The organism is Kribbella sandramycini (genome assembly GCF_013131805.1).
GTDB classification, from domain to species: Bacteria; Actinomycetota; Actinomycetes; order Propionibacteriales; family Kribbellaceae; genus Kribbella; species Kribbella sandramycini.
In genome coordinates this window covers 128,080-139,883 of sequence record NZ_JABJRC010000008.1, presented here as the reverse complement: position 1 = coordinate 139,883, position 11,804 = coordinate 128,080, and the positions used below count along the sequence as shown (strand labels likewise).

The 11,804-nt window shown below is 69.5% G+C and carries 14 protein-coding genes; 11 read left to right on the top strand and 3 right to left on the bottom strand.

Annotated features, from left to right (window positions below):
* The 8 genes from HPO96_RS28710 (at position 1) to HPO96_RS28675 (ending at position 6,557) form a co-directional block, all read left to right on the top strand.
* The gene (locus tag HPO96_RS28710) at positions 1-630 is read left to right on the top strand and encodes a SurA N-terminal domain-containing protein (RefSeq protein WP_171677487.1); all 630 of its coding nucleotides are present in this window, start codon (positions 1-3) and stop codon (positions 628-630) included.
* 12 nt (positions 631-642) lie between these two features.
* Positions 643-1,632, top strand: coding sequence for a nucleoside triphosphate pyrophosphohydrolase (locus HPO96_RS28705; protein WP_171677486.1), 990 nt, complete (start codon positions 643-645; stop codon positions 1,630-1,632).
* A 46-nt stretch (positions 1,633-1,678) separates the two neighbouring features.
* Entirely contained in the window at positions 1,679-2,518 is an 840-nt protein-coding gene (locus HPO96_RS28700; protein WP_171677485.1) for a phosphotransferase, read from the top strand.
* Positions 2,519-2,520: 2 nt separating this feature from the next.
* Entirely contained in the window at positions 2,521-3,054 is a 534-nt protein-coding gene (locus tag HPO96_RS28695; RefSeq protein ID WP_337796855.1) for an RNA 2'-phosphotransferase, read from the top strand.
* A 39-nt stretch (positions 3,055-3,093) separates the two neighbouring features.
* Entirely contained in the window at positions 3,094-4,374 is a 1,281-nt protein-coding gene (eno, locus tag HPO96_RS28690) for a phosphopyruvate hydratase (RefSeq protein ID WP_171677484.1), read from the top strand.
* Between the two features lie 17 nt (positions 4,375-4,391).
* On the top strand, positions 4,392-4,994 hold the full coding sequence (locus HPO96_RS28685; protein WP_171677483.1) for an FtsB family cell division protein: 603 nt from the start codon (positions 4,392-4,394) through the stop codon (positions 4,992-4,994).
* 4 nt (positions 4,995-4,998) lie between these two features.
* Complete coding sequence (locus tag HPO96_RS28680) at positions 4,999-5,481, top strand: DUF501 domain-containing protein (RefSeq protein WP_171677482.1); 483 nt, start codon at positions 4,999-5,001, stop codon at positions 5,479-5,481.
* Positions 5,482-5,636: 155 nt separating this feature from the next.
* Entirely contained in the window at positions 5,637-6,557 is a 921-nt protein-coding gene (locus HPO96_RS28675) for a Ppx/GppA phosphatase family protein (RefSeq protein ID WP_171677481.1), read from the top strand.
* 95 nt (positions 6,558-6,652) lie between these two features.
* On the opposite strand, the gene HPO96_RS28670 is transcribed toward HPO96_RS28675, so the two are convergent.
* The gene (locus tag HPO96_RS28670; protein ID WP_171677480.1) at positions 6,653-7,228 is read right to left on the bottom strand and encodes a TetR/AcrR family transcriptional regulator; all 576 of its coding nucleotides are present in this window, start codon (positions 7,226-7,228) and stop codon (positions 6,653-6,655) included.
* Positions 7,229-7,345: 117 nt separating this feature from the next.
* Between HPO96_RS28670 and HPO96_RS28665 the strand changes: the two genes are divergently transcribed.
* Positions 7,346-8,734, top strand: a complete 1,389-nt coding sequence (locus tag HPO96_RS28665; RefSeq protein ID WP_171677479.1) for an MFS transporter — start codon at positions 7,346-7,348, stop codon at positions 8,732-8,734.
* On the opposite strand, the gene HPO96_RS28660 is transcribed toward HPO96_RS28665, so the two are convergent.
* Positions 8,727-9,065, bottom strand: coding sequence for a hypothetical protein (locus tag HPO96_RS28660; protein WP_171677478.1), 339 nt, complete (start codon positions 9,063-9,065; stop codon positions 8,727-8,729). The two genes, HPO96_RS28665 and HPO96_RS28660, sit on opposite strands and share 8 nt — an antisense overlap.
* 17 nt (positions 9,066-9,082) lie before the next feature.
* On the opposite strand from HPO96_RS28660, the gene HPO96_RS28655 reads away from it, so the two are divergent.
* Entirely contained in the window at positions 9,083-9,901 is an 819-nt protein-coding gene (locus HPO96_RS28655) for a uracil-DNA glycosylase family protein (protein ID WP_171677477.1), read from the top strand.
* Here HPO96_RS28655 and HPO96_RS28650 read toward each other — a convergent pair.
* Positions 9,898-10,974: a serine hydrolase domain-containing protein gene (locus tag HPO96_RS28650; RefSeq protein WP_171677476.1), complete on the bottom strand. Its 1,077-nt coding sequence runs from the start codon at positions 10,972-10,974 to the stop codon at positions 9,898-9,900. The genes HPO96_RS28655 and HPO96_RS28650 overlap by 4 nt on opposite strands.
* Before the next feature lie 232 nt (positions 10,975-11,206).
* Here HPO96_RS28650 and HPO96_RS28645 point away from each other — a divergent pair, with 232 nt between their 5' ends.
* On the top strand, positions 11,207-11,788 hold the full coding sequence (locus HPO96_RS28645; RefSeq protein ID WP_171677475.1) for a hypothetical protein: 582 nt from the start codon (positions 11,207-11,209) through the stop codon (positions 11,786-11,788).
* Positions 11,789-11,804 lie beyond the last annotated feature (16 nt).

Sequence of the window (11,804 nt, the reverse complement as noted above, 5' to 3'; positions counted from 1 at the left end):
GTGAGCAGAGGGCGGAAGTTCGGGGCTCTCGGTGCGGCGGCGGCCCTGGTGCTGCTGGCCGGCGGCTGCGCGGCCGGGACGCACCCGGGCGCGGCGGCCACGATCGGGACGACCGAGATCAGCGTCAGCGACGTCGACGAGACCGCCCGCGCGGTGTCCGGCGCGCTCGGGCAGCAGTTCGAGACCGCGGTCACGCTGAACGAGCTGGTCAACAACGCCCTCGTCCAGCAGGTCCGCGACCAGCGGTCGGTGACCGTGACGGACGCCGAGACGGCGGCCGCGGCGAAGCTCGTCGTCCGGGACGCGACCGCGTTCCAGAAGTTCGAGGCCGACCCGGTGGCGCGCGACTTCCTGTACCGGGTCGCCGCGACGGCGGTCGCGACGATCAAACTCGGCGGCGGCACCGGCGTCACCGACCCGCAGGCGGCCCAGGCGCAGCGCGCCGGCGTCGCCGTGGTCAAGGACGCCGCGAAGAACATCGACGTCGCGATCGCGCCGCGGTTCGGCCAGTGGGTCGACGGCGCGATCAAGTCCGACGTCTCCGGCTCGCTGTCCGAGGAGTCCGACCAAGCCAAGGCGAAGCGCCAGGCCGCCGAGGAAGCCCAGCGCCAGCAGCAGCCCCAGGGCTGAGGTCCGCCTCCGATGCCCGGTGCCCCCGGCGGCTCGATCACGCTCCTCCTGACCAGCCCCCGGGTCCCACCGGGCCTCCTCACCCGCCTCGCCTGGACGGCCCTCTCCGCCGCCGACGCCATCGCCGCCAGTACTTCCACCCGCGCTGACGTCGACGCGATCGCCGGCTCCGGTTTCGTTGTCACTCAGGTGGACGGCGACCCGTGGGTCTGGCTGGAGGAGGCCGCTGCGAGTGGGCGGCGGGTGGTTTGGGTGGTGGGGGAGGACGGCGAGCCCGGGTTGTTGCGGGTGGTGGCTGAGCAGGTGAGTGTGGAGCCGCGACCGGCGTACGAGGTCGAGGTGTTGCACGGCTCGTACGACGTCCCGGGCGGGCGGCTGATCGACCTGGTGCGGGTGATGGACCGGCTGCGCCGGAACTGCCCGTGGGACCAGGAGCAGACGCACGAGAGCCTCGCGAAATACCTGCTCGAAGAGACCTACGAGACCCTCGAGGCGATCGACACCGGCGACCGCGACCACCTCCGCGAAGAACTCGGCGACCTGCTCCTCCAGGTCGCCTTCCACGCCCGCGTCGCCGAGGACCACCCGTACGAGCCGTTCACGATCGACGACGTCGCGGGTGGGATCGTCGAGAAGCTGATCCGCCGGCACCCGCACGTCTTCGGCACGGTCGACGCCGCCGACGCAGCCGCTGTCGAAGCCAACTGGGAGTCGATCAAGGCCGCCGAGAAGCAGCGCTCCTCAGCCCTCGAAGGCATCCCCACCGCGCTCCCCGCCCTGGCCCTCGCCGACAAGATCCTCGGCCGCGCCGCGAAGGTGCTCCCACCGGCCGCCGACCGGCCCGCCGCGGGAGATCCGGCCACCGAACAGGAGCGGATCGGCCGCGAGTTGCTCGCGCTCGTGCGCGAGGCTCGTACGCACGGCGTCGACGCCGAGCAAGCCCTCCGAACGACGCTCCACGGCCTCGCCGCCGACATCCGCGCAGCCGAATCGACAGACTGACGAAAACCGGCTGCGGGCTGCTGTGCTGGGGTGACAGGGTGGCGGTGTGGATGTTGCTGGGGTGCTGCGTGAGGGGTGGGGGTTGCGGGCGGCGCGGGTCGAGGTGTTGTCCGGGGGGATGAACTCGGCGGCGTGGGAGGCGTCGGGGGAAGGCTGGCGGGTTGCGGTGAAGAGCGTGCCGGCGGCGGATACCGGGTTCGGCCCCGGCCTGCAGGTCGCGGAGCGGCTGAGCGCGGCCGGGATCGTGAGCGGGCGGCCGCGGCCGAGTACGGCGGGGCGGCTGAGTGAGGTCGTCGACGGGCGTCAGGTCGCGGTGCTCGAGTTCGTCGAGGGCGAGCCGCTGGCGTACGGCAAAGGTGACCAGCGGGCCATCGGCGTACTGCTCGGGCGGGTGCACGGCGTTCTTCGGGAGCCTGCGGGTGACCTGGAGGAGTGGCTGTCGATGGCGACCGTCTTCGCGGAGTACTTCGACTACGAGGAGTGGGTCGAACCCGCCGTCCGGGGCGCGCTCGACGGCGTCCGCGCGCTGCCGCCGCTCACCTGGGCCTGGCTGCACGGCGATCCGGCCCCCGAGGCCTTCCTCCGCCAGGCGGATGGCGAACTCGGGTTGATCGACTGGGGATCGGCGTCCCGCGGCCCGGTTCTGTACGACGTCGCCTCGGCCGTCATGTATCTCGGCGGGCCCGCGATCGTCGTCCCGGCGTACCTCACCCAGCGCCCGGAGCTGGCCGCTGAGCTCGAGGGCTTGGAGGCCTTCCTACGCCTCCGGTACGCCGTCCAGGCCGGCTACTTCGCGTGGCGCTGCGCCGAGCGGATCGGCACCGGCCTGGACGACCTGGAGGGCAACCGGATCGGCCTGACCCACGCGCGGGAGTTCTTCCGGTGAGTGTGGACAGCCGGATGATTTCGCGGCTGCTTCGGCACACCGCTGGCGAGCGGGGGCTGGCTATGACGCCGGACGGGTGGGCGGCGATCGGCGACGTGCTGCGGGTGCTCGGGATGGAGCGTGGGCGGCTGGATCGGGCGGTGGTGGAGAACGACAAGCGGCGGTTGCAGGTGGACGGGGAGCGGATCCGGGCCTGTCAGGGCCATTCGCTGGCCGGGATGCCGGTGCGTCGTGAAGCTTTGGAGAACAGTTGGGAACGGGTCTACCCCGAGGAATTGTTGTGGCACGGAACTACTGAGCGTGTGGTTCCGGTGATCCGGCGTGAGGGGCTCAAGCCGGGACGGCGTACGCATGTGCATCTGGTGCCCGAAATCGGCAGTCCGGTGGGGCGGCAGACCAAGGTGGATGTGTGGCTGGGTGTGGTTTCGGTTAATTTGGCCGTGTATCGGGCGCCCAACGGGGTGTTGCTGGTTCGGGAGGTCCCGGCGGGTGCGATCGTGGACGCGGTCCACTCGCCCCGGTGGTCTCACCGATAGGCTCGGAGCCGATTCGTCATCGAAACCTGGGAGTCAATTGTGGCCACCATCGAGGCCGTCGGCGCCCGCGAGATCCTCGACTCGCGCGGCAACCCCACTGTCGAGGTCGAGGTTCTGCTCGACGACGACACCGTCGCCCGGGCCGCGGTGCCGTCGGGTGCGTCCACCGGTCAGTTCGAGGCTGTCGAGCTGCGCGACGGCGACAAGGCGCGGTACGGCGGCAAGGGCGTGCAGAAGGCCGTCGCCGCCATCCTCGACAAGATCGACAAGGAGATCGTCGGGTACGACGTCCACGAGCAGCGGCTGATCGACCACGCGCTGCTCGACCTCGACGGCACCCCGAACAAGGCCACGCTGGGCGCGAACGCGATCCTCGGCGTCAGCCTCGCCGTCGCGAAGGCGGCCGCGGAGAGCTCCGGCCTGCCGCTGTTCCGCTACGTCGGCGGCCCGAACGCGCACGTCCTGCCGGTCCCGATGATGAACATCCTGAACGGCGGCTCGCACGCGGACAGCAATGTCGACGTGCAGGAGTTCATGATCGCCCCGATCGGCGCGGCGACGTACGGCGAGGCCCTGATGCAGGGTGCGAGCGTCTACCACGCGCTGAAGGCGGTCCTGAAGGAGCGCGGCCTGTCCACCGGCCTCGGCGACGAGGGCGGTTTCGCGCCGAACCTGGCCAGCAACCGCGAGGCGCTCGACCTGATCGCGGTCGCGGTCGAGAAGACCGGCCTGAAGCTCGGCGCCGACATCGCGCTGGCGATGGATGTCGCCGCGAGCGAGTTCCACACCGACGGCGTCTACGCCTTCGAGGGCGGCAAGAAGTCGGGTGACGAGATGATCGCCTACTACGCCGACCTGGTGGCGTCGTACCCGATCGTCTCGATCGAGGACCCGCTGAACGAGGAGGACTGGGAGGGCTGGAAGAACCTCAGCTCCCAGCTCGGCGACAAGATCCAGATCGTCGGCGACGACCTGTTCGTCACCAACGTCGAGCGGCTGCAGCGCGGGATCACCGAGAAGTCGGCGAACAGCCTGCTGGTCAAGGTGAACCAGATCGGCTCACTGACCGAGACGCTGGACGCCGTCGACCTGGCCCACCGCAGCGGTTTCACCTGCATGATGAGCCACCGCTCGGGCGAGACCGAGGACACCACGATCGCCGACCTCGCCGTCGCGACCAACTGCGGTCAGATCAAGTCCGGCGCCCCGGCCCGATCCGACCGGACGGCGAAGTACAACCAGCTGCTCCGGATCGAGGAGGAGCTCGACGACGCGGCGGTCTACGCCGGTCGCTCGGCCTTCCCGCGGTACCAGGGCTGATCGCAGGAGGCTGAGGTATGTCGTCGTCCCGTCGGGATTCGGGTGCACGTCCAGGTTCACGGCCGTCGAGCCGGACCCAGACGCGTCCACCCGCCCGCCGGGGCGACCAGCCGAAACGCCGGACGACGGGCACCCCGGCCGGCCCGGTCCGGACCAGGGGTTCCCGCAACCTGACCGGACGGGCGGCCGTCGTCCTGCTCGTCCTCGGCGCGCTCGTCGTGTCGTACGCGCAGAGCCTGCGGGTCTGGTTCGACCAGCACTCGCAGATCACCGCGCTGCAACAAGAGATCCGGGACCGGGAGAAGCGCGTCGCCGAGCTGAACGAGGAGATCCAGCGCTGGGACGACGACGCGTTCGTCAAGGCGCAGGCGCGGCAGCGGCTCGGCTGGGTGATGCCGGGGGAGGTCGGCTACCGCGTGATCGGAGCCGACGGCAAGCCGGTCGGAGCGCCGCCGGAGCCCGGCGTACCGGCCGATCAGGCGGCCGAGGTGGAGAAGCCGACCTGGTACACCAAACTGTGGGGGAGTGTCGAAGGGGCCGGGAAGCCACCGGCCGCGCCGACGAAGAATCCGGCGAAGCCGACACCGAAACCGATTTTGACCCCCGCACCGGAGAGGTGAACCGTTGAGCGTCAGCCCCGAGGACATCGAGGCCGTCGGCGAACAGCTCGGCCGGACCGCGCGCGGCATCCGGTCCATCGCGCATCGGTGTAGCTGCGGCCGGCCGGATGTCGTCGAGACCGAGCCCCGGCTCCCCGACGGAACGCCGTTCCCCACGACGTACTACGTGACCTGCCCGCGGCTCGCGTCCGCGATCGGCACGCTCGAGGCCGAGGGCCTGATGAAGGACATGACGGACCGCCTCGGCGAGGACGAAGAGCTGGCCGCGCAGTACCGCGCCGCCCACGAGTCCTACCTGGCGCACCGTGAGTCGATCGCGCACGTCGAGGAGATCGCAGGTATCACCGCCGGCGGGATGCCGACCCGCGTGAAGTGCCTGCACGTCCTCGCCGGCCACTCACTCGCCGCCGGCCGCGGCGTCAACCCGCTCGGCGACGAGACCCTCGACGCGCTGGAGGACTGGGGCCGCCGGGGGCCGTGTGTTTAAGAGGGCATCTGGGCACCCCACGTCTACTGCGCAGCACTCGGCACGGCACCTCGCCGCACGGGTGCAAAGGGCACGATGCTCCGCATCGAACCCTCCGCCCCCGCACGCCGATGCACCGCACCGAGCACTTGCTCGCTACGACGTGGAGCGCCCAGATGCCTTCTGAGCGGGTCGCAGCCATTGACTGCGGCACCAACTCCATCCGGCTGCTGATCGCGGAGGCCGGCCCCGACGGGCTCGTGCAGCTCGATCGGCGGATGACGATCGTCCGGCTCGGCCAGGGCGTGGACGCGACCGGCCGGTTCGCGCCCGAGGCGCTGCAGCGCGTCTTCGCGGCCGCCGACGAGTACGCCGCGGTGATTCGGGAGGCCGGGGTGGTGCGGACGCGGTTCGTGGCGACGTCGGCCGCGCGCGACGTGAGCAACCGGGACGAGTTCTTCACCGGGATCGCGCAGCGGCTCGGGGTGAAACCCGAGATCATCAGCGGGACCGAAGAGGCCGAGCTGAGCTTCCGAGGTGCGACGTCCGGGCTGAGCGCGCTCGCCGTCCCGGGGCCCTATCTGGTCGCGGATATCGGCGGCGGGTCGACCGAGCTGATCCTCGGGGACGCCTCCGGGGTGATCGCGGCGCAGTCGCTGAACGTCGGCTCGGTGCGGATGACCGAGCGGCACATCAAGTCCGACCCGTCGACGGCGCTCGAGCTGGCGGCCGCGGGGAAGGACATCGACGCGATCCTGGACACCGCGACGGTGCCGATCCTGCAGGCGCGAGCGCTGATCGGCGTCGCCGGGACGGTCACCACGGTCGCGGCGGTGATCGGCAAGCTGGCCGAGTACGACTCCAGCCGGATCCACCACGCCCGGATCTCGGGCCCGCAGCTGCGCGAGACGACGTACTGGCTGACCCGGACGACGAAGGCGGAGCGGGTCGCCAACCCGGCCATCCACCCGGGCCGGGTGGATGTGATCGGCGCCGGCGTCCTGATCCTGCAGCGGCTCTACGACCGGATGGCGGTCGGCGAGGTGATCGTCTCCGAACACGACATCCTGGACGGCGTCGCCCAGTCCCTGCTCTGAGGCGTACCGCCACGTCGGCACAATGAAGCCTGCCCTCGCCGGCTGAGCGTGGCGCCGGCCGTCGGCGCCGATTGTGCAGCGGTGGCGGATCGGGCTCAGCGGGCGCGGACGCCGTCGAGGGCGATCTGGAGGACGCGGTCGCGTTGCTCCTCGTCGACGAAGTTGCAGCCGGTCAGGCCGCTGACCATCCGGAGCAGGTCGTCGATCGACATGTCCGCGCGCGCCTCGCCGGCGGCCTGGACGCGCTCGAAGAGCGGCGTGCCGGCGGCGTACATCGCCTCGCGGGCCTCCTGGAAGCTGTCGGACTCGCGGTTCAGCGACTCCCAGATCGCGCGCTTGGTCGCCACGTAGGCCACGAATCGGCGCAGCCAGGTGGTCAGCGCCTCCCAGGGCGGGAGGTCGGCGGCCTCCTCGGCGGCCAGGCAGAGCTCCTCGATCTCGCCGAAGTAGACCGCGCTGAGCAGGTCCTGGCGGGTGGGGAAGTTGCGGTAGAGCGTGCCGATGCCGACGCCGGCCCGGCGGGCGATGTCCTCCAGTGAGGCGTCGACGCCCTTCTCGGCGAAGGCCTCCCGGGCGGCGGACAGCAGGGCATCGAAGTTCCGCCGGGCGTCCGCGCGCTGCGGGCGCTTGATGTCGACCCGGAGCACCGGTCGCGTCGTCTCTGTCGCCATGACATCACCTTCCCACCTCGCTCCGGATTGATACCGGAGGGGTGCCTCCGTTATAGTGGAGGCATACCTCGACTTTACCAGGCCGAGAAACCCCATACCTGTTCGAAGGACTTTGGCATGCCTGGAAACTCCACCCGCCGGACGCTGGCCGTGATGGCGACCGTCGTGGCCGCCTTCTCGATGCTGCAGTCGCTGGTCAGCCCGGCGCTGCCCGTCATCCAGCGGGATCTGCACACCGACCCCGGCACGGTCACCTGGGTCTTCACCGCGCTCCTGCTCTCCGTCTCGGTCTCCACACCGCTGCTCGGCCGGATCGGCGACATGTACGGCAAGGACCGCACGCTCGTGATCGGGCTGGTCGCGCTGGCCCTCGGCTGTCTGCTCGCGGCGGTCGCGCCGAATATCGGCGTACTGATCGCGGCGCGCGTCATCCAGGGCATCGGCGGTGTGGTCTTCCCGCTGGCGTTCGGGATCATCCGGGACGAGTTCCCGGCCGAGCGGGTGCCTGCGACGGTCGGCGTCGTCTCCGCGATCATCGCGGCCGGCGGCGGGCTCGGGATCGTGCTCGCCGGGCCGATCGTCGAGACGCTCGGCTGGCGCTGGCTGTTCTGGATCCCGCTCGGCGTCGTCAGCGCGTCGATCCTGCTCGTCCGCCGCTACATCCCGGCCTCCCCGAGCCGCCACCCCGGCCGGATCGACTGGCTGGCCGCCGTCCTGCTGTCGAGCTGGCTGATCGCGCTGCTGCTACCGCTGAGCAGCGGCCGCTCCTGGGGCTGGACGTCGGGTCTGACGATCGGCCTGTTCGCCGCGGCCGCCGTACTGGCTGCGGCGTGGGTGACCGTCGAACTGCGGTCGAAGAACCCGCTGATCGACATGCGGGTGATGCGCCTTCCGGCTGTCTGGACGACGAACCTGGTCGCACTGCTGTTCGGAGCTGCGATGTTCGCCGTCTACGCCTTTGTGCCGCAGTTCATGCAGATCCCGACCGTTGCGGGCTTCGGGTTCGGGTCGAGTGTCTCGGAGGCCGGCGTCCTGATGCTGCCGATGCTGGTCACCATGGCCATCACCGGCTCGCTGAGCGGCCACCTGGCGCCGTACTTCCCCGTGAAGCTCCAAGTCATCATCGGCTCGGCCCTGAGCCTGGTTGCCTCCCTGACCTTCGCCGGACTGCACAACCACCCCTGGCAGGTCGCCATCTCCACCGCCGTCTTCGGCATCGGCCTGGGCCTCGCCTATGCCTCCATGACCAGCCTCATCGTCCAGAACGTCCCGCGCGAGCACACCGGCGCCGCCACCGGCATGAACGCCAACATCCGCACCATCGGCGGCTCCATCGGCACAGCCCTCTCCAGCTCCATCATCACCGGCCACCTCCAACCCACCGGCCTACCAGCCGAATCCGGCTTCACCGACACCTTCCTCCTGCTCTCCGCCTTCTCCGCCGCCGCCGTCCTCCTAGCCCTGGCCATCCCCGCCGCCCGCCGCACCCCGGCCCTGGTCAGCTAACCGCGTCGACGGCCGCCAGCACTCGCCCCCACGGCAGCCGGCGGCCGTGAGCCTCCCTCGGCTCCAGCAACTCCCACTCCACCAGCACAACCCCAGCCTGCCGCAGCACGCCGAGATGCCCAGCCCACGCCGGCCGCCGCGGCTGGGACCGGACCGCCAGACCGGTGAGCAGCTCGAGGGTTTGGAATGTGTCCGGAGACTGCCAGCCGGCGGCGGTCGGGGTGAAGGTGACGGCGGGCTGATGTCCCCGCTCGAGGAGCGGACGGATGAGTCCGTCGGTCAGCTGGTCCAGTCCGCCGATGGCCGAGGCTACGACGCCGATGATGCTCATCTGATTAGTCTGAGGGGGTGAAGTTGCCGCATCCGTTGACGGGGGAGTTGTTCGAGAGCCCGGTGCCGCCGGGGGCGGGGTGGCCGGGGGACCCGGCTTCGGCGGGGACACCGGTGGCTCGGACGGCGGGGGAGGTCGTCGAGCTGTCGTCGGTGGGGGAGCTGGGGGAGGTGGAGGCTCGGGTTTCGGTGTGCCGGGCCTGTGCGCGGTTGGTCGAGTGGCGGGAAGATGTTGCCCATAGCAAGCGAAAGTCGTTTGCGGGGGAGCCGTACTGGGGCCGGCCGATCCCGGGGTGGGGTGCGGCCGAGCCGCGGATTCTGATCGCCGGGCTGGCGCCGGCCGCGAACGGCGGGAACCGGACCGGGCGCGTCTTCACCGGAGATCGGTCGGGCGACTGGTTGTTTGCGGCGTTGCACCGGGTCGGGCTGGCCAACCAGCCGACCAGCTCACACGCCGGCGACGGGCTCGAGCTGTACGCGACCCGCATGATCGCCGCCGTCCGCTGCGCTCCACCCGCCAACAAACCAACGCCGGACGAGCGCGACTCCTGCGCCCCCTGGTTCCGCCGCGAACTGGAGCTGGTCCTCCCGACCACCCGAGTCATCATCACCCTCGGCAAGTTCGGCTACGACGCCCTCCTGGCCGGTCTGGCCTCCCTCGGCGCCACCATCCCGAAACCCAAGCCCGCCTTCGGCCACGCCGTCGAACACGAGCTCGACGGCGTGACCGTCCTCGGGTGCTACCACCCCAGCCAGCAGAACACCTTCACCGGCAAACTCACCGAGGAAATGCAGGACGCCGTACTCCGCCGCGCCCGCGAACTCGCCGACGTCTAACCACAGAAAGCCTTGTCCAGAAAGGCATCCACGACGTCATCCGAATCGACGTCGAAGTTCGGCGTCAACAGCAGTGCGACTCGCTGACGCCGATCCGCCGTACTGAAAACCCAGGTCTGATACGCCAACGCATCCCCGTCGTTCCCGTAGACCGTCGTCCCGCACGTCGTCGTCCGCCAAGTCAGCCCGAGCCCGTACCGCCCGCCCTCGACACCCGGCGTCCTCATCGCGCGCAGCAGCTCCGGCGACAGCAGTCGCCCACCCAGCAACGCGGTCATGAAGGTGTCGAGATCCCGCGTCGACGAGATCAGCTCTCCGGCCGCCCCGAACACCGACGGATTCATCTTCGTGTAGTCGATGAGCGGGCCGTCCGGGCCTGGCACATACCCATGCGCATGCGGCCCCTGGATTGCCGTCGACGTCCCCGGAAAATACGTGTCCCGCAACCTGAGCGGCCGAATCACCCGCCGCTCCACCGCCTCGGCGTACGAAACCCCGGTGGCCTTCTCGACAATCTCTCCGAGCAACAAGTAGTTCGTATTCGAGTACTTGTAAACCACGCCAGGCTTGGACGTCGGCGGATGCACAAGCGCCCGGGCGATCAACTCATCAGCCGTCCATGTCCGCCACCGATTCGCATAAAACTCCGCCTCCGGCGGCCGCGGCAACGTATTCAACACGTCGTACAACCCACTCGTGTGATCCAGCAACTGCCGCACCGTCACCCCCTCGGCCCGAACCCCCGGCAACCACTTCAGCACCGGATCTTCCAGCCCCACCCGCCCCTCACCCACCAACTGCAAAACCGCAGTCGCCACAAACGTCTTCGTCACACTCCCCACCCGAAACCGCCCCGCCAACGGCACCGCCCGCCCCGTCCCCACCTCCCCCACCCCACTCCGCCCCCGCCAAACCCGCCGACCCTCCCGCACCTCAACCTGAGCCCCCACCCCAGCCACCCCCACCACCCCATCCAACTCCCGCTGCAACCCACCCCTCCCAGCCTCCGCACTCAACGGCGCCCCCACCAACGCCCCCACCACCAACCCCACAACCCCAACACTTCGTCTCATGCCGATCAGCCTCACCCGGCTGCCCGCCCCACAGAACCCGGCAGTTCCCTTCCCCAACCCCGACTGTTCCCGGACCATCAACCCTCAAGCGGTAAACACCGCGCGGCCGTTGACCAGGATCGATACCAGTCCGCGATTCAAGCTGGTTTCGATGAGCAGTAGCGTGCCACGAACAAGGGTGGAACAGATCGGGGGGCGATCTGATCTACCACCCTTTCCCGGAGGGGGAACAATGAACACGAAGTATCAGCCACAGCGGTTGGCATGGCGACTGTCCTCACAACTGAAGAAGAGGAACACGATCCCTGCCGTTGGCGTTGTCCTGAGCATCCTCGTCGTCCTGGGCGGTTGCGGCGGCCCATCCGAACGGGGATCGGCTACACCGACAGTTACGGTTACCGCGACGATCTCGCCGACTCCAGGTATGTCGGTTCAGCAGGTTGCAAGCAAGGTTGCCGGCCTTCGAGCGAAGAACCAGAAGTTGGTCGAGGACTTCGAACAAATGTGTGATTTGACCAAATGGGACGACTCATTGGTCGAAGCGCAGGCGGTAGCTTGCAGTCTGGTCGTCCAACGCGCTCCTCTGGAGGGGCAGGTTGCGGCGAAGACGCTGACCATCGCAGATCCACCCGCTGAACTCTCGGAGCTGCTCGCAACGACTCGTGCCAGCGCGTCATCGCTCGGCAAGGTCTCATCGAAGAGATGCGAAAGTGCACCCAATTCTGATGACTGCATCATGGTTGAGAGGTTCAAGGCGAGTCAGGCCGCAGAAAGCTTCCACCTCGCGTTCGCCGTCTGGGAGCCCTACCTCTGACGAGCAAAGTGTTGTC

Bases quoted from the DNA above. Each gene is read 5' to 3' on its own strand.
- HPO96_RS28645 (WP_171677475.1), top strand. From the start codon at position 11,207: ATGAACACGAAGTATCAGCCACAGCGGTTGGCATGGCGACTGTCCTCA.
- HPO96_RS28685 (WP_171677483.1), top strand. From the start codon at position 4,392: ATGTCGTCGTCCCGTCGGGATTCGGGTGCACGTCCAGGTTCACGGCCG.
- HPO96_RS28675 (WP_171677481.1), top strand. From the start codon at position 5,637: ATGCCTTCTGAGCGGGTCGCAGCCATTGACTGCGGCACCAACTCCATC.
- HPO96_RS28665 (WP_171677479.1), top strand. From the start codon at position 7,346: ATGCCTGGAAACTCCACCCGCCGGACGCTGGCCGTGATGGCGACCGTC.
- HPO96_RS28660 (WP_171677478.1), bottom strand. From the start codon at position 9,065: ATGAGCATCATCGGCGTCGTAGCCTCGGCCATCGGCGGACTGGACCAG.
- HPO96_RS28670 (WP_171677480.1), bottom strand. From the start codon at position 7,228: ATGGCGACAGAGACGACGCGACCGGTGCTCCGGGTCGACATCAAGCGC.
- HPO96_RS28705 (WP_171677486.1), top strand. From the start codon at position 643: ATGCCCGGTGCCCCCGGCGGCTCGATCACGCTCCTCCTGACCAGCCCC.
- HPO96_RS28650 (WP_171677476.1), bottom strand. From the start codon at position 10,974: ATGAGACGAAGTGTTGGGGTTGTGGGGTTGGTGGTGGGGGCGTTGGTG.